This window comes from Hydrogenophaga sp. 5NK40-0174, assembly GCF_040372165.1.
GTDB lineage: Bacteria > Pseudomonadota > Gammaproteobacteria > Burkholderiales > Burkholderiaceae_C > Hydrogenophaga.
This window is the reverse complement of the sequence record NZ_BAABWG010000007.1, coordinates 74126-90584: the sequence shown is the minus strand read 5'-3', so window position 1 is coordinate 90584 and position 16459 is coordinate 74126. Positions and strand designations below refer to the sequence as shown.

Below are 16459 nucleotides of genomic sequence, written 5' to 3'. Positions count from 1 at the left end.
AGGCTTTTTTCAAGGTTCAGTCGACAAGCAAGCTGCGGGCCAGTCGAGCCCGTTGGTGAATGAGCGGGGCAACCCACCATCATAAAGCGTCGGGGATTTTGGTGCGGGCTGCCGGGGTGCCCGATCAACTTGGCGCACAATACGCGGGCAGCGTTTGCCAGTTGGCATGGCGCCCGACCATGGCCGCACAATGGCCAGACTGTGAATCCCCGCCCCCTTGCCTCTCTTGCAGACAGTGACCGGAACCGAGACCACCGCTATCCCCGCCGATGCTTCCCGCATGACCTCTGCTGAGCGCCGGGCCAGCGGTGCATTGGCGTTGGTCTTCGCCTTGCGCATGCTCGGCCTGTTCATTGTGCTGCCCGTGTTTGCGCTGGAAGCCGCCCGCCTGCCCGGCGGTGACGATGCCGCTCGCGTGGGCTTCGCCATGGGGCTGTACGGCCTGACGCAGGCCTTCCTGCAGATTCCGTTTGGTCTGGCTTCCGACAAGTTTGGCCGCAAGCCCACCATCGTCGCCGGCTTGCTGGTGTTCGCTGCTGGCAGTGCCGTGGCAGCCTGGGCGCCGACGCTGGACTGGCTGGCCGCTGGCCGTGCGCTGCAGGGGGCGGGTGCCATTTCAGCTGCGGTCACCGCATTCCTGGCTGACCTGACCCGCGACACGGTGCGAACCAAGGCCATGGCCATGGTGGGGGCCAGCATTGCGCTCATGTTCGCGCTGTCCCTGATGCTGTCGCCGTGGCTGGCAGGACTGGTGGGGCTGTCTGGCATTTTTGCCCTCACCTGCACGCTGGCTTTGCTGGCCATTGGCGTCGTGCTGTTTGTCGCCCCTGCAGAGCCCGCCCAGCACAAGCCGGCCGAGATTGGCCAGGTTCGTGGGCACGCGCTGGTGGAAGTGCTGCGTCACCCTGGCTTGCTGCGAATGAACTTTGGCGTGTTTGCCTTGCATGCCGTCCAGTTGGCGATGTGGATGGCAGTGCCCGCCATGCTGGTCGAAGCTGGTCTGGCCAAGGCTCAGCACTGGCAGGTGTATCTGCCGGCCGTGGTGGCCTCGCTCTTTGTCATGGGTGGTGTGCTGTTCCCCATGGAACGCAAAGGCAAGCTCAAGCTGGTTTTCCTGATGGCCGTTGGCTTGCTGGCCATGGTGCAGCTGGGCTTCTGGTGGGCCAGCAGTGACGTACAGTCCTTTGGTCTCTGGGGTCTGGGCGGCTTGCTGTTTGTGTTCTTCATTGGCTTCAATACCATGGAAGCCAGTCAGCCCAGCCTGACCTCGCGTCTGGCACCACCCCACGCCCGCGGTGCCGCACTGGGTGTGTTCAACACCATGCAGTCGCTGGGCTTCTTTGCCGGCGGCGCAGCCGGTGGGTGGCTGTACCACAGCCATGGTGCGGCAGGGCTGTTCATCGCCTGCGCCGGGCTGATTGCGTTGTGGTGGCTGGTGGTCGCGCCCATGCAGGTGCCGGCCGCAGCAGCCAAGCGGGCCTGATCCGCCTCCCTGAGCACGAATCGATACAAACACTGCGGGTTTGCACGGAGGGAATTGCCGATCCGGTACAAGTCCACCGTGGCGCTGCTTTCTAGACTGCCTTTCCGCCTTCCGGCCCTCGCATGGCAGGTCTGACAGCTGACATGGTGTAGTGGGTGACGCGTCCCTCTAGGATGGTGGGCAGGCAGGATTGCAGCCGAGTCAACTCAAGGGGAAGCGAATGACATGGACGCTCATGGTCAACGAAAACCCGTGTCCGGACGAATGCACCGGCTCGGCGACGGACGCGAGCCCGGTGCCCGGCAAGCCGCGTGCTCGGCTATTGGGTGACGCACTGATCTTCGCCACCGACGGCTTGGCCAACGTGACACAGCGCCAATCGGCCTCGCTCATGTGCGCCGTGACCGACCGGCCCCTGACCGTGCAGTACGAGGGTCGCGTCGTGACCGGCCAAGTGATCAGCGTCTCCCCCATGCTGCGCAAGACCTTGCAGTGCGACAGCGTGCCTTTCGTCCTGATCGATCTGGAGCCACCGCATGGGCGCTACACAGCGTTCTCCAAAGGGCCTGCTGTGGGCGTTCACGTTTATGACCGGGCCGACTGCCCGCAGCTGCTGGCTCTCTCAGAGGGGTTCAGTGCAGGGCGGATTGTCGGCAACGATGTCAACCGCATGGTCTCCCTGGCCGTCAAGGAGGTGGCGTCCAGGTGGCCAGCGCCAGCGCCACTGGATGAGCGCGTGCGAACGATGATGGTGCTGCTCGACGAAGACCCTTCCTGCGAGCTGGAGGCGCTCGGTGCTGCACTGGGCTTGTCGGCCCATCATGTCTCGCGCCTGTTTGCCCGGTGTCTCGGGCTCTCGGTGCGGCGATATGCCCTTTTCAGCAAGATCCGTGCAGCGGCCACATTCATGGGCACACAAAGCCCGCTGACCGACATTGCACAGGCGGCGGGCTTTGTCGATTCAGCGCATTTTGCAAAGGTGTGGACCCAATGCTATGGCGCATCACCCAGCTGCTTTTTCTCCCCCGATGTTCTATCGATGGACAATGAAGCACTGCCTGACTGGCTGATGTGGCACCTCTCGCGCCGCGACGCATCCATCCCGCGCCCGGCTGCATCGGCCCAGTCGCCGTGGATTCAACGGCGCAAGGTGGCATGCTGACGGCTACGGCCGCCTTGTCAGCTTGGCTTGCCGTCTGACGGAGTGGCTGGCCCGTCTGCAGCCCCGTCCCGTGCGTCGAACTGGGAGTCAATCGGCAAGACGCCTTGCTTCCAGCCTGGCAGCTCGCTGTCCGGGCTGGTGCCGGCTTCGCGGGCCTGTTCTGCCTCTTCTGCTGTGCGAGCTGCGATGACATCGGCTTCGCGCGGTGGCCCTTCCTCTTCCGGCACGATCTGCTGCTCCACCGTGGGGCCGGGGTTGCGGGCCATCATCATGTCCTTGAGGCTGCCATACAGCGGCCGGCTGATCATGCGTGAGATCAGGCTGGCGACCATGGAGGCGGTCATCAGGCTCAGCACCAGAGGGCGGCCATCGATCATTTCCATGACGATGATGAAAGAGGTCAGCGGAGCCTGGGTGGTGGCCGCCAGGAAGCTGGCCATGCCCAGGGCAATCAGCGTGGGGGCCAGCGTGCTGGCATTGCTGCCCGAGACCACTTGCGCGATGTCGTGCCCGATGCCAGCGCCAATGGACAGTGAGGGTGCAAAGATGCCGCCGGGCACGCCGCTCCACTGGGTGAGCCAGGTGGCAATGAGCTTGAGCAGGAAGTAGACCCTCGAGATATCACTCTCGCCCGAGAGCATGTGGCGCACTTCCTCGCCACCAGCACCAAAGGTGGCTCCGCCGGTGACCATGCCGATCACACCGATGGCCAGTCCGCAGATGGCGGCGAATCGCACGGGATGCCGGTGGCGGAATCGGCAGAAGGTATCGGGCATGCCCGCCATGGAGGCTGACAGGAGGCGGGAGAACAGTCCCCCGAGCAGGCCACAACTGACCACCACGGCCAGGCTGGGCAGGAACTCCAGCTTTTCGCTGTCGAGTGAGCCAAAGTAGGTGACGTTGCCGAACACGGCGATACCGACCACACCGGCGATCACGATGGAGGCAATGATGACGCCGTTGTAGCGCGCTTCCATGCGCTTGGAGAGTTCTTCGATAGCGAACACCACCCCGGCCAGGGGGGCGTTGAAGGCCGCAGCGATTCCGGCCGCGCCACCCGCGAGCAGCAGGCCACGGTCGCCAATGCCCGAGGCCGGGCGCAGCCAGCGGCGGGCGTGGTGGAGCACGCCGGCACCCACCTGCACCGATGGGCCTTCGCGTCCGGCCGATGCACCGGCCAGCATGCCCAATGCGCCCAGGAACATCTTGGCCAGGGTCACGCGCAGGGAGACAAAGCGCATGCGGGTGGATTCGGGCAGACCGGGCTCCAGGGCCACCATCACCTGCGGGATGCCCGAGCCGGCTGCGCCGGGAAACCAGCGTCGCGTGGCCCAGACGATCAGGGCCATGATGGCCGGTGTCCAGACCAGAACAATCCAGGGGGAGATGGCACGCAGATGCTCGAACAGCTCGAAAGCGTATTCGCTCATCAGGGCGAAGATGACCACGAAAAGCCCTGCCAGAACCGCGTATCCCATGACGATGGAGCGGTCCAGCCACGCTCGCCCATCTGACAGTTCGTCCTGCAGGTTTTGGAGAAAATCGGGCTCACGGGTCATGGTCTGCCTCTTATTGTGTCACCAATTGAGGCGATCTGTCCTGGCAAGGGACGCTTGGGGCACAATGAGGGTTTGCTTGTCGCGGCTTTGCGGCAACACTTCTTGCCCAGGGAGCTCAGGATGGGGCGGCCGTGCCCAGTCGCGCGCACCGATCCTGATCCTCAGCAGATCACTCATACAACCGGTACTTCCAAGGACGCTTCATGGCTTCAGTGAACAAAGTCATCCTCGTCGGCAATTGCGGCCGCGACCCCGAAATCCGTTACCTGCCTTCTGGCCAGGCCGTGGCCAATGTCAGTCTGGCCACCTCCAGCCGTCGCAAGGACCGCAACTCCGGCGAGATGATCGAGGACACCCAGTGGCACCGCATCACCTTTTATGACCGCCTGGCCGAGATCGCTGGCGAGTATGTGAAGAAGGGCCGCCCCATCTACGTGGAAGGTCGCCTGAAGTACGGCAAGTACACCGATCAGTCCGGTGTCGAGAAGAACACCGTCGACATCATTGCCACCGAATTGCAGCTGCTGGGCGGCCGTGACGGTGGCGAAGGCGGCGGCGGTGGCGGTGGTGGCTACTCGCGTGCGCCAGCGCCGGCCCGTGCGCCTGCTGCGCCTCGTGCAGCACCCGCGCCAGCACCGGCGCCGCAGGCCAGCGGTTTTGAAGACATGGACGACGACATTCCGTTCTGATGGTCGCTTGAAAGTGAGCACTGGCTTGCGTTCCAGCAAGCTTTGCCTAACTGCTGGTAACAACTAAATGGCAGGTACCCCGTGCGCGCAAGCCAAGTCCGTGGTACCTTTAAAGCATTGTTAATGCGATAACGCGTTGACTTGGTTTTGTCACCGAAACCAGACCGATCCCTGACGCCACGTCTTTCCTCCCGGACGTGGCCTTGTGCCCGCCAAGCTTCGTGCTTTGGCGGGTTTTCTTTTTGGGCATGCCGGTGGCGTCTGCACAAGAAAGAGGTGGATGCCACGCAAGGTGTGACAGGGTCGGTGTCGCAAGCGGGAAATTTTGCGCGCCGGATGTGTGGGTGATGATGATCTGCGATATGGTTGGCGGCATGAATTTCTGGGACGAACGCTTCTCGGGTGACGCCTTCAAATATGGCACCCGCCCCAATGCATTTCTGGCCGAACAGGCGCACCGGTTGCCGCCCGGCGCCAGGGTACTGGTGCCAGGTGACGGGGAAGGGCGCAACAGCGTCTGGCTGGCGGAGCAGGGCTTTGACGTGACAGCCATGGACAGCTCCAGCGTCGGCCTGGAGAAAGGGGCTCGTCTGGCGTCCGGGCGAGGCGTCAAGGTCGATACGGTTCTGGCGGACCTGGCCGAATGGACGCCACCTGCCGGTCAGTTCGATGCTGTTGTTCTCGTCTATGTCCATCTGCCATCGAGCATTCGTGCAGCAGCACACCAACGGCTGGCCAAAGCCTTGTGTCCCGGCGGCTGGTTGATCCTGGAAGGCTTCCATCCTGAACAACTCAAGCACAACAGCGGCGGCCCGAAAGACGTGGACATGCTGATGACACCCACGCTGCTCGATGCCGATTTTGGCGGTTTGCTCACGCCTGTGCTGTCCTGGGAAGGCGAGACGACGCTTGACGAAGGGCCTGGTCATCAGGGGCTGGCCAGGGTCACCCGATGGGTGGGTTGCCGCTCAGCCTGATCGCATTGGCCATTGCTTCCCCACCTGAGCTTTCCACCCGTTGCTTCTTCCATCGCTTCGCCTCGCTTTCTGACATGACGACGACCACCACACACCACCTGCCAGCTGACGACGCCATGCGCAGGGTGCTGCACGACGAGGTGCATGCGCGCCCTCCGGCACGCATCCGACTGCCCGCGCTGGTGATCTACGTGGCAGTGTTCAACAGCGATGTGCGGCGAGAAGATGAGCTGGCTCACCTGCAAAAGCTCTCCGGGCAAGCCTCGCTCAATATCGACCAGCTTTCCGACAACTTTCTGCGCTTGCGCCTGGATGGCTGCACCCTCAAGTGGGAGCGGCACACCGAGTTCACCCGTTACTCCATCGTGCAGCCCTTGCCCGAAGGTGCTGGCCTGGGCGTGTGCGACCCCGAGCTGCCGGTGCACGAGTCCATTTCGCCGGCGTGGATCGCAGGTATTCCCGGTCGCACGTTCTCTGCCATCAAGATCGCAATGGTCGAGGGCGACCTGTCAGACCCGGTTGCACGCCTGGACGATGCCCGCACCTGGCTGGGCGAGCACCCGGTGGTGGCCTCCCTCATGGGCAATCAGCGCCACTCCATCATCGTCACGGACTTCCAGTTGCGTGAGACCGGTTACGAGCGCATGCTCATCATTGCGCCACCGGGCACCAGTGAAACCCGTGCGGGCCGCATCTCAGCCCGGCTGATCGAGCTCGAAACCTATCGGCTGATGGCACTCAAGGGCCTGCCTGTCTCCAAGCTGCTGGGCCCTCAGCTCGGCATGGCCGAGCGACAACTGGTGGACATCACCTCTCAGCTGGAGAACAAGAGCACTTCCGATCAGGCGCTGCTCGACACGCTGGTGTCGCTCGCGGCAGGCGTGGAGAGACTGACCGCCGAACACGCCTATCGGTTCTCCGCTACCCGCGCGTATCACGATCTGGTCGAACAGCGCGTGGCCGAACTGCGCGAGCAACCGATCCCCGGCACGCAGACCATCAGCGAGTTCATGCATCGCCGGCTCTCGCCCGCCATGGCCACGGTGGCTGCCACTTCACACCGGCTGACCTCGCTGTCCGAGCGCATCTCCCGCGCCAGTGCCTTGCTGCGCACACGGGTCGACATTGCCACCGAAGAGCAGAACCGGCAGCTGCTGGAGAAGCTCACCCGCGGGCAAGAGCTGCAGCTCAACCTGCAGACCACAGTGGAGGGCCTGTCCATCGCGGCCATCTCCTACTACGTGGTGAGCCTGGTCTACTACTTCGCCAAGGCCGGCAAGCTGGCCGGCCTGCCACTCAGCCCGGAAATTGTGGCAGGTGTGTCCATACCGGTGGTGCTGTTTGGTGTCTGGCGTCTGACCAAGCGCATTCACGACAAGCTGCATTCGGGCGGGCATTGACGGCGCCGGCCATGCGGTGATTTGACGCGACAATTCCGCGGGTTTGGTGTTCGCGTCGCGACATGCGATTTGTCATGGCAGCCATGTGCGATGGCGGGATAAGGTGACGCAAAGGGCGAGCTGACCGGGCTTTGCCCGCTTCGTCGTCGCCTTGCCTGGGAAACTGCCATGTCATCTGCCGTCATACATCCTGCTTCACCCATTTCGACCTCCGACCGCCGCACCTGGATTCTCGCCAGCAGCGCCATGGGCGCGGCGGCTGCGGCCGGCGTAGCGGTGCCGCTGGTGAGCAGCTTTGCTCCCAGCGAGCGTGCGAAGGCACAAGGCGCAGCAGTGGAAGTGGACATCAGTGGTCTGGCACCAGGGCAGATGATCACTGCGGAATGGCGGGGCAAACCGGTCTGGGTGTTGCGGCGCACGCCCGAGATGCTGGCCAGCCTGGCCAGCGCTACCCACGACCTGGCCGACCCGGACTCGGCCAAGGACCAGCAGCCGGACTATGCGCAGAACGCCACCCGTTCCCGCCAGCCGGAGATCTTTGTGGCGGTGGGCATTTGCACGCACCTGGGTTGTTCGCCCGTGACGCTGCCCGAAGGCACCAGCAACCCCAGCGTTCCGGCCGATTGGTCAGGGGGCTTCTTCTGCCCCTGCCACGGCTCCACCTTCGATTTTGCGGGCCGCGTGTTCAAGAACAAACCGGCGCCGACCAACCTGGAAGTGCCGCGCTACGCCTTCGTCAGCGACTCACGCATCGTGATTGGCGAGGACGAAACGGGAGCGGCTTGAACACCTGACCAGGGCTCGAGCTTGTTAGGGGTGATCCGTTTCAGATGCCCCACTGATCGCGCATCTGGTACCAGAGAGCGCCCATGGCGGTGAACGGAACCCTGAACATGCGCCCGCCCGGGAAGGGGTGGTGCGGCAAGCGCGCAAAGGCGCCAAAGCGCGTCGCATCGCCCTTGATGGCTTCGCCTACCACTCGGCCAGCCAGGTGAGTGAAGGTGATGCCGTGGCCCGAGCAGCCTTGTGAGAAATAGATGTTGGGCTCCAGCGTGCCCAACTGCGGCAGGCGCGAGAGCGTGAGGAGAAAGTTGCCCGTCCAGCCGAAGTCGATCTTCACGCCTTCCAGGCTGGGGAAGGTCTTGAGCATCTTGGGCAGGATGAGCGACTTCACTTCTGAAGGTTCGCGCGCGCCGTAGACCACGCCGCCGCCGTAGATGAGTCGTTTGTCGGCCGAGAGGCGGAAGTAGTCGAGCAGAAAGTTGTTGTCTTCCACACAATAGTCCGATGGCACGAGGGCATCGCCACGCTCGCCCAGTGGTTCGGTGGCAATGACTTGCGTGCCGCAGGGCATGGAACGGCTGGCCAGTTTGGGCTCCAGCCCGCCGAGGTAGGCATTGCCCGCCACGATGACATAGCGGGCCTTGACCTGCCCGCCGCCGCGTGTGTGCACCACCGGGTGCGTGCCGCGGTCAATGCGCGTCACCTCACTGCCTTCGTGAATGCGGCCGCCCAGGCTCTCCAGCGCGGCGGCTTCGCCCAGCGCCAGATTGAGCGGGTGGAAATGCCCGCCGGTGGGGTCCACCAGCAGCGTGTGGTAGCGCTCGGTGTTCACCAGGCGTCGCACGTCGTTGGGCGTGTCCACGATCTGCATGCCCGGGTGGCCCCAGCGCTCCCACAAGGCCTTTTGCTCGTGCAGGCCTTTGGCCTTGCGCTCGCTGATGGCCGCAAAAATGCCGCCGTCCTTGAGGTCGCAGTCGATGCCGTAGCGCTTCACCCGCTCGCGGATGATGCTGGCGCCTTCGAACATCATCTTCGCCAAGGGCTCGGCCACGGCGGGGCCGTATTGGCGCTCGATGACGTCGATGTCGCGGGAGAAACTGTGGACGATCTGACCGCCGTTTCGGCCGGATGCGCCCCAGCCCACCTGGGCCGATTCCAACACCACCACCTTCATGCCCGCTTCAGCCAGCGTGATGCCGGCCGACAAGCCGGTGTAGCCGGCGCCGACAATGCAGACATCGGCTTCGGTGGCGCCCTGCAGTGGCGGGCGTGGCGGCGCCGCGTGGGCCGAATGGGCGTAGTAGGACGGTGCGTGTGGGGTCAGCGTGCCAGAAGGAGCGGAGGTGGCAGTGGCGGGCATGGAAGACCTTTGCGAATGACGGGCGGACCCTCAGGTGAAGGCCTCAAGCGCGCATCATCTCACGGCTTTTTCTTCCTGGTGCACCCACGGACAGAAATATGCGGTGTGCCCCCAACAGCCACTTGTCACACCTGCTTCTGGAGCCCCATTCCAGTCCATCCTATGGGCAGTTGTTGTGCTTCTTCCATTGGTCTTCATGACCGAGGAGCCTGGCAAAGGCCGGCACCTCGCAGCGTTCGGCGTCGGACTCGCCCGCCACACCGGTGAGGCCCATTTCCTCCACGGTGGCAAATTCGTCGAAACCGCCCTGGACGGCCCCCGTGCTCTTCACCCAGCCGGCCGCCACATACACGCCCGCAGCAAACACCACCAAGGTGATGATTTCACCAGCGCGCAGCATCGGGCTCTTGCGAATGGGCACTTCGCACACACCGCCAGGGCAGAGCTGCGCCTTTTCCTTGTTGAACACGTTGTAGAGCTTGCAGCCCAGGCAAATGCCGAACGCGGTTTCAAAGAACATCAGCGTCAGGCAGCTGGCGCACACCAGCATGTTCAGCGGCCCCATGTAGCGGTTGAAGACCATCAGGTACATCATGGTCATGCCGAGCAACATGCCCAGGCCCCAGGCAAAACGCTTTTGCGGCGCACCCACCCATTCGGGCGTCTGGTTGCGCACAATCCATCCCCCAATGATCATCGAGGGCGACCAGCGCGGGTCGATCATGCGCAGCGTCATGTCGGCCAGAAAAATGATCACGAACAGGCGCGTGGGCTGGTAGTTCGCGGTGAGGAAGGCGTTCATGAAAGACACCACCGCCGCAAAAAACAGAATCCCCGCCGCCGCTCGCACCGCTCGCTCGTTGAGCACCGGCACGGCATAGCCTTCGACACGTTCACCGAACCGGAAGAACGGCAGGGCAGAAGAAGATGTCAGCTGGTTCATGGTCCAGACCTCCAAATATTGGTGTTTGGTTATATATCAGTTCGGGAAGGTCTGCCATGGCGGGAACCCTAGGGTGTAGGGTTGTCTTTTCTGCCGATGTGTGGCTGGGAAGCCTATGGGATGACGCGTGGGAGGGTTGGGCCAGCTTTGAATTGCAACTTCAAGTTGACTGCAAATTCTCGGCAAACATCATGGCGTTGCCGTCCGGATCGAAGAACGTGATGAGCTTGACCATGTCGGGGATGTGCTGGATATCGCCGTCTTGCCTGACGCCTTTCGCGTCCAGGTGCGCTTTGGCGGCGTTGATGTCCTTCACGCCCCAGACGTTGGTGGCGCCACCGCCGTGAACCACGGTTTCCACCTGGGAGAGTCCGACGGTGACGCCGGGAACGCCGGTGGTCAGCTCGCACCAGCCCATATCATCGAGCTTGTAGAGCAGCTCAAAACCCAGCACATCGGTGTACCAGGCGAGCGATGCTTCCAGGTCTGTAACGCCAATGGAAGCACTGAGTTCGGGGGTGTATGCGAGTGTCATGGTTTCTCTCCTGTCGGTTCTGTTTTGCGCTGATATTGTGTCTATATGGTCTGGAATGTATAGTTATTAGCCGATGCCGTCAAATCTTGCGATGGATGACCTGATTGCCCTGTGTCGAGGGCGATGGAACCTGGCTGTGCTGGAGGATCTGCTCACGCACAAGGGGGCGCGCTTCGTCGAGCTGCTGCACCGGGTGGGCGCCCCCCGGGACAGCCTGGTGCGTACCCTACAAGCGCTGGGTGAGGCAGGCTGGGTGGCGCGCAACCCAGGCCACGGGCATCCGCTGCGTCCGGAGTATGTGCTGACTTCAGAGGGCGCGGCTATCGCTGCAAGTGCGGCGCCGCTTCACGCTGCGCAGCAGAAGCTGGGGCTCGCGCCTGGATCGCTGTCCAGCTGGGGTATGCCGCTGGTTTCCACCATTGGTAGCGGCGCCTGTCGATTCAGTGAAATAAGCCATGTGCTGAGCAGCGCAACCCCCCGCGCCATTTCGCAGGGGCTGCAGACGCTGGCGGCCAACGACCTGGTGTTTCGCGAAGAGATCGAAGGGCGTGGAAAGAACCCTGGCATTTACGGTTTGACGACCGACGGGCTCTATCTGGCCAAGGCCATCTGAAAGTGGCCCGCGATTGACTTTGATGAAGGCGGAGCAGCCGATGCTTGCAGAAGAATGCCAACATGAACCCGTTCGCTCGTTCGTTCATTCGTTCAACCTCTCAGTGCAGTCCGACGCATGATTTCAGCTTCCTACCTCGAACCCCTCCAGCCACCCGACAGCCTGCCTTTGCAGGAAGACGAGCTGGTGCTGATGGACCGACTGATGGGCTTGAGCAACCAGCGCATCATTGAGCTGGGATGCGGCAATGCCCGAACGGCGCGGCAACTGCTCCAGCGTTGGCCTGCGTGTCAGGTCACGGGTTTGGAAGTCGATGCCATTCAACATGAGCGCAACTTGGCCCATCCGCAGGAGGGGTTGAACTTCGTGGCAGCGGGCGCGCAAGACATCCCATTCGCGGACGCGAGTTTTGACATCGCCGTGATGCTCAAATCCTTGCACCATGTGCCCATGCCCTTGATGGACCAGGCGCTGAGCGAAGTGGCGCGGGTGCTCAAGCCTGGTGGCTTTCTCTACGTGTCAGAGCCCATCTACGGTGGCGCTCTGAACGAGCTCATTCGCCTGTACAACGACGAAGGCGTGGTGCGTCCCGCGGCGCAGGCCGCGCTGGACCGGGCCTTGGCGGATGGCAGGCAGTGGGAAGCGGCAGGCGAGGAACGGTTTGCGCAATCGGTGCACTATGCCGATTTTGAAGATTTCGCCAAACGCATGATGTACCCCAGCTTTGCCGACCACCACATCACGGAGGAGATGCTGGCCAAGGTGCGGGGTGTGTACGAGCCACACCAGACACCGAATGGCGCAGACTTCGTGCGCCCAATGCATGTTCGCCTGCTCCGGCGCAAGGCCTGAGCACAGACGGCCATAACCGTGTTGGTTCAGATGGCCGCAGCCGGGTCGGACCTGGCCTGCTCCATGGCGGTCATGGCCTGATGGTGGGTGAGGAACACTTGCCCGCTGAGCTGATCGAGCAAGTCGCTGCGCTTGAGGCGATCCATCACCGGGCCTTTCACCTCGCTCAGGTGCAGGCGAACGGCGGCATCCCTGAGCCGAGCATTGATGGTTTTCAGGCTCTCCAGCGCGCTGGCGTCGATGTCGTTGACAGCAGTGCATTGCAGCACAAGGTCGGTGACGTCAGGATGACTGGCCATTTGTGCCGATACGTGGTCTTCGAGGTAGCGGGCGTTGGCAAAGTAGAGGCTCTCATCGACGCGAAGCCCCATGACGCCCGGCATGGTATGAACCTCATGGCGAAGGATGTTGCGATAGTGTTCGGTGCCGGGGACGCGGCCCACTTCAGCGATGTGGGGGCGACTGGAGCGCCAGAGGTGCAGCACGATGGAGACGACCGCACCGGTGGCCAGGCCGCTGACAATGTCCACCATCAAGGTGACCACAAAGGTCAGTGCCATGGCAATGAAGTCGATCCGGGAATATCGCCAGGTGCGCGCGAAGCTACCGAAGTCGAGCAGTGAATGCACAGCCACCATGATGGTGGCGGCCAGGACGGCTTGCGGCAGGTGGAACAACGCAGGCGTGAAGAACAGGGCCGTGATGGCCAGGATGGCCGCCGTGAAGATGCCGAAGGCAGGGGTGCGCGCGTCGGCATCGCTGCTGACCACTGAACGTGAGAAGCTGCCCCCGACCGAGAAGGCGCCAGTCAGGCCGGCGGCGATATTGGCCGCGCCGAGCCCGCGCAATTCGGCATCGGGGTCAATGCGCTCGCGCCGCTTGGCGGCCATGGACTGGCTCACCGACACGGACTCGATGAATCCCACCAGGCTGATGAGGATGGTAGGGACGAGCAGCGCCTGCACCAGCTGCAGGGGTGCGTCTCCCCATGAGGGCAGCGAGAGCGACGGAAGGCCGGAAGGCACCTTGCCCACGACCGCCACGCCGCGCCCGCCCAGATCCATGGCCCAGCTCAGGGCGATGAAACCGATCAGGATGAACAGGGGCGCCGCCTTGTGCAGGAGATCGGCCACGCCCTGGCCGAGGCCGGCTGAAAGCAGCAGGCTTTTGAGCCAGCGGCGTGAGGCGTAGAGCAGGGCCAGGCCAGCCAGGCCAGTCAGGGCTGTGGGCATGTGCGGCCCTGCGGGCAGGGCCTGGAGGCTGCCCAGCAGCTCAGGAACATTGCCCGCCTTGATGGGAATGCCGAGGAAGTACTTGAGCTGGCTGGCAGCGATGAGCAGCCCCGCCGCCGAGATGAAGCCTGTGAGCACCGGGTGACTGAGGAAGCTGGCCACAAAGCCCAGTCGCAGCAAGCCCATGGCCAGCATGATGACCCCGCACATGAGGGCGAGCAGCGCCGAGGTGGCCAGAAAGTCGGCGCCGGTGCTGGCCACCACAGCGCCAACAGCAGAGGCCGACATGATGGATCGCAGCGCGGTGGGGCCGGTGGCCAGCTGGTGGCTGCTGCCCAGCAGGGCGTAGACCACGATGGGCAGCATGCTGGCGTACAGCCCGGTCTGGGCGGGCATGCCGGCGAGCAGGGCCAGTGCAAGACTTTGCGGAATGAGCAGCAGCGTGACGATCGCAGCCGCGGTGAGGTCTGCCACCAGCGTGCTGCGGTCGTAGCGGCTGCCCCATTGCACAATGGGCAGCCAGTCCTTGAGGGTGTGTCTCATGCGTGGCGTGGCGTCACAGGGCGTGCGCCCGGCAGGCTGCGCCATACGGGCGACAGTCTGGATCAGACGGCGTTGACCGGAATTTTCAGGTAGGTTATCCCATTGTCCTCTGCCGGGGGCCAATGGCCAGCCCGCATGTTCACCTGAACCGATGGCAGGATGAGGACTGGCATGTCCAGGGTGGCATCGCGCTTCTCCCGCATGGCCACGAAATCGGCTTCAGCGATGCCCTCGTGCACATGGATGTTGGCTGCACGCTGCTCGGCCACGGTGGTGATGCATTGCGCCGCTCTGTCCTCGGGTGGGTAGTCGTGGCACAGGTAGAGCGTGGTCTCAGGCGGCAGGGCCAGCACTTTCTGGATGGACCGATACAGCGTGGAAGCGCTGCCGCCGGGGAAGTCGCAACGGGCGGTGCCGAAATCCGGCATGAACAAGGTGTCCCCCACAAAGGCCACGGTGCGGATCGGGTCCACGCTGTGGTCCCGCACGACATAGGTCATGCAGGCGGGTGTGTGGCCCGGCGTGTGCATCGCCAAGGCCTGCAGTTCACCGATCTGGAAATGGTGGCCGTCCTCAAACAGCCGGTCGAACTGGCTGCCGTCGCGTACAAACGCCTCTTCGGCATTGAACAGCTGGCCAAAGGTCTTTTGCACGGTGCGTACATGAGCGCCGATGGCGACCTGCCCGCCCAGTGCCTGCTTCAGGTAGGGCGCGGCCGAGATGTGGTCTGCGTGGACGTGGGTCTCCAGAATCCACTGCACCTGCACCCCCAGTGCCTTGACGCGGGCGACGAGCCTGTCGGCGCTCTCGGTGCTGGAGCGGCCGGATTTCGGGTCGTAGTCGAGCACGCTGTCGATGATGGCGCCCTGGCTGTTCGCACTGTCCCAGAGGATGTGGCTGAACGTGCTGGTGGCCGGATCGAACAGGGATTCAACTTGCAGGCGTGAGGTTGGGGACATGGCCGATCGCTCCTTCAGGTCAATTCTGTGGGTCCTGCATGACACCCCGAAGAAGGACCCGGTCATTGCCAGTCGAGGTGCTCTAAACTGCCAAGTATGATACTCCTAGGGGTATTTCGCAAGTCCACAATAAGTCCGCGCTGGCCGATGTGGCATTTCTGTGGCGGTGGCGCCGGCGCGTTGTGTCAGTCGGGAAGGTGAAAAGCGTCGCTGTCGATGACACCGCCGCCCAGGCAAACGTCACCGTCGTACAGCACGGCGCTTTGCCCAGGCGTGACCGCCCATTGCGCTTCCTCAAAGCGCAGCACAAAGCCTTCGCCACCGCCTTGCACTTCCAGTGAGCAGGGCGCATCGGCCTGTCGGTAACGGGTCTTGGCAGCGATGCCTGCGTTGGCCGGTGGCTCGCCAGCACACCAGCTGGTGTCGATCGCCTTCAGCGACGGCGAGAGCAGCCAGGGGTGATCGTGCCCTTGCACCACCCGCAGCGTGTTTTCATCAATGTCCTTGCGTGCCACAAACCAGGGCGCGTGTTCGTTGCCGCCCTTTTGCGCACCCTTGGCCTTCACACCACCAATGCCCAGGCCCTGGCGCTGGCCCAGCGTGTAAAAGCTCAGCCCCACATGCTTGCCGATGACACGCCCGGTCTCGTCCTTGATCGGGCCGGGTTCTTTGGAAATGTAGCGATTGAGGAAGTCTCGGAACGGACGCTCGCCAATGAAGCAGATACCGGTGCTGTCCTTCTTTTTGGCATTGGGCAGGCCGATTTCCGAAGCAATGCGTCGCACTTCGGTTTTGGGCAGCTCGCCCACCGGGAACAAGGTCTTGGACAACTGCGCCTGGTTGAGCCGGTGCAGGAAGTAACTCTGGTCCTTGAGTGGGTCCAGGCCTTTGAGCAATTCATGCTTGCCGGTGCTCTCGTTCAGGCGAACGCGGGCGTAGTGGCCGGTGGCAATCTTCTCGGCACCCAGGCGCATGGCGTGGTCGAGAAAGGCTTTGAACTTGATCTCGGCATTGCACAGGATGTCGGGGTTGGGTGTGCGGCCGGCCTGGTACTCGCGCAGGAACTCCGCGAACACACGGTCTTTGTATTCGGCTGCGAAGTTCACGTGTTCGATGTCGATGCCGATCACGTCTGCCACGCTGGCGGCGTCAATCCAGTCTTGCCGGCTGGAGCAGTACTCGCTGTCGTCATCGTCTTCCCAGTTCTTCATGAAGATACCGATGACTTCGTAGCCCTGTTGTTTGAGCAGCCACGCGCTGACCGCGGAATCCACACCGCCGCTCAGGCCGACCACCACTCTTTGTGCTTTGCTCATTGCCCGATTATCCCAGCCCGGGCGCTGACACCGTGTTACGTCTGAACCGAAAC

At 63.2% G+C, this 16459-nt stretch carries 15 protein-coding genes; 8 read left to right on the top strand and 7 right to left on the bottom strand.

Features of this window, described 5'->3' with window-relative positions:
• The first annotated feature begins 280 nt into the window (after nt 1–280).
• Together ABWV89_RS18415 and ABWV89_RS18410 are read left to right on the top strand one after the other, a co-directional pair.
• Entirely contained in the window at nt 281–1483 is a 1203-nt protein-coding gene (locus ABWV89_RS18415; RefSeq protein ID WP_353400399.1) for an MFS transporter, read from the top strand.
• A gap of 220 nt (nt 1484–1703) precedes the next feature.
• Nucleotides 1704–2645 (top strand): helix-turn-helix domain-containing protein, encoded by a 942-nt coding sequence (locus ABWV89_RS18410; protein ID WP_353400367.1) that lies wholly within the window; start codon nt 1704–1706, stop codon nt 2643–2645.
• A 17-nt stretch (nt 2646–2662) separates the two neighbouring features.
• Here ABWV89_RS18410 and ABWV89_RS18405 read toward each other — a convergent pair whose 3' ends face one another.
• Nucleotides 2663–4204, bottom strand: a complete 1542-nt coding sequence (locus ABWV89_RS18405) for a chloride channel protein (RefSeq protein ID WP_353400364.1) — start codon at nt 4202–4204, stop codon at nt 2663–2665.
• 203 nt (nt 4205–4407) lie between these two features.
• On the opposite strand from ABWV89_RS18405, the gene ssb reads away from it, so the two are divergent.
• The 4 genes from ssb to petA all read left to right on the top strand — a co-directional run bounded on the left by ssb (nt 4408) and on the right by petA (nt 8056).
• A complete protein-coding gene (gene ssb, locus ABWV89_RS18400) occupies nt 4408–4893 on the top strand; it encodes a single-stranded DNA-binding protein (RefSeq protein ID WP_353400361.1) in 486 nt (161 codons plus the stop codon).
• Nucleotides 4894–5240: 347 nt separating this feature from the next.
• Nucleotides 5241–5870, top strand: coding sequence for a class I SAM-dependent methyltransferase (locus ABWV89_RS18395; protein ID WP_353400358.1), 630 nt, complete (start codon nt 5241–5243; stop codon nt 5868–5870).
• 74 nt (nt 5871–5944) lie between these two features.
• A complete protein-coding gene (locus tag ABWV89_RS18390; protein WP_353400355.1) occupies nt 5945–7270 on the top strand; it encodes a DUF3422 family protein in 1326 nt (441 codons plus the stop codon).
• A 168-nt stretch (nt 7271–7438) separates the two neighbouring features.
• Nucleotides 7439–8056, top strand: a complete 618-nt coding sequence (gene petA, locus ABWV89_RS18385) for a ubiquinol-cytochrome c reductase iron-sulfur subunit (RefSeq protein ID WP_353400352.1) — start codon at nt 7439–7441, stop codon at nt 8054–8056.
• A gap of 40 nt (nt 8057–8096) precedes the next feature.
• Here petA and ABWV89_RS18380 read toward each other — a convergent pair whose 3' ends face one another.
• The 3 genes from ABWV89_RS18380 to ABWV89_RS18370 form a co-directional block, all read right to left on the bottom strand.
• Nucleotides 8097–9413 (bottom strand): NAD(P)/FAD-dependent oxidoreductase, encoded by a 1317-nt coding sequence (locus tag ABWV89_RS18380; protein ID WP_353400350.1) that lies wholly within the window; start codon nt 9411–9413, stop codon nt 8097–8099.
• A 160-nt stretch (nt 9414–9573) separates the two neighbouring features.
• On the bottom strand, nt 9574–10356 hold the full coding sequence (locus tag ABWV89_RS18375; protein WP_353400347.1) for a DUF4395 domain-containing protein: 783 nt from the start codon (nt 10354–10356) through the stop codon (nt 9574–9576).
• A gap of 160 nt (nt 10357–10516) precedes the next feature.
• The gene (locus ABWV89_RS18370; RefSeq protein WP_353400345.1) at nt 10517–10891 is read right to left on the bottom strand and encodes a VOC family protein; all 375 of its coding nucleotides are present in this window, start codon (nt 10889–10891) and stop codon (nt 10517–10519) included.
• 73 nt (nt 10892–10964) lie between these two features.
• On the opposite strand from ABWV89_RS18370, the gene ABWV89_RS18365 reads away from it, so the two are divergent.
• A complete protein-coding gene (locus tag ABWV89_RS18365) occupies nt 10965–11504 on the top strand; it encodes a winged helix-turn-helix transcriptional regulator (RefSeq protein ID WP_353400342.1) in 540 nt (179 codons plus the stop codon).
• A 117-nt stretch (nt 11505–11621) separates the two neighbouring features.
• A complete protein-coding gene (locus ABWV89_RS18360) occupies nt 11622–12356 on the top strand; it encodes a class I SAM-dependent methyltransferase (RefSeq protein WP_353400339.1) in 735 nt (244 codons plus the stop codon).
• A 26-nt stretch (nt 12357–12382) separates the two neighbouring features.
• Here the strand turns inward: ABWV89_RS18360 and ABWV89_RS18355 are convergent, their stop codons facing one another.
• The 3 genes from ABWV89_RS18355 to mnmA all read right to left on the bottom strand — a co-directional run bounded on the left by ABWV89_RS18355 (nt 12383) and on the right by mnmA (nt 16406).
• On the bottom strand, nt 12383–14131 hold the full coding sequence (locus ABWV89_RS18355) for a SulP family inorganic anion transporter (RefSeq protein ID WP_353400337.1): 1749 nt from the start codon (nt 14129–14131) through the stop codon (nt 12383–12385).
• Nucleotides 14132–14193: 62 nt separating this feature from the next.
• Complete coding sequence (locus ABWV89_RS18350) at nt 14194–15090, bottom strand: MBL fold metallo-hydrolase (RefSeq protein WP_353400334.1); 897 nt, start codon at nt 15088–15090, stop codon at nt 14194–14196.
• Between the two features lie 185 nt (nt 15091–15275).
• Nucleotides 15276–16406: a tRNA 2-thiouridine(34) synthase MnmA gene (gene mnmA / locus ABWV89_RS18345; RefSeq protein ID WP_353400331.1), complete on the bottom strand. Its 1131-nt coding sequence runs from the start codon at nt 16404–16406 to the stop codon at nt 15276–15278.
• Nucleotides 16407–16459 lie beyond the last annotated feature (53 nt).